Raw genomic sequence first — 252 nt, forward strand, 5'->3', positions numbered from 1 at the left:
ATTCCCCATAACAAACAAAGTTTGTTGAGTGGGCCTAAATGGACTCGAACCATCGACCTCACGCTTATCAGGCGTGCGCTCTAACCAGCTGAGCTATAGGCCCAAAAAGCGTTATTATACAATTGAGAGTAGATCTCTCAAAACTAAACAAAGTTTTGTTCCTGTGCAGGTTTCCGTATTATTCCTTAGAAAGGAGGTGATCCAGCCGCAGGTTCTCCTACGGCTACCTTGTTACGACTTCACCCTAATCAT

At 44.4% G+C, this 252-nt stretch carries 1 tRNA gene and 1 rRNA gene; both read right to left on the minus strand.

Annotated elements, in window-relative coordinates:
* Positions 1–29: 29 nt before the first annotated feature.
* A tRNA-Ile gene (locus IWT5_RS11930) sits at positions 30–103 on the minus strand.
* 86 nt (positions 104–189) lie between these two features.
* Positions 190–252: ribosomal RNA gene (locus IWT5_RS11935) — 16S ribosomal RNA — on the minus strand; the annotation flags it as partial.

Source organism: Secundilactobacillus mixtipabuli, from assembly GCF_002217925.1.
GTDB classification, from domain to species: domain Bacteria; phylum Bacillota; class Bacilli; order Lactobacillales; family Lactobacillaceae; genus Secundilactobacillus; species Secundilactobacillus mixtipabuli.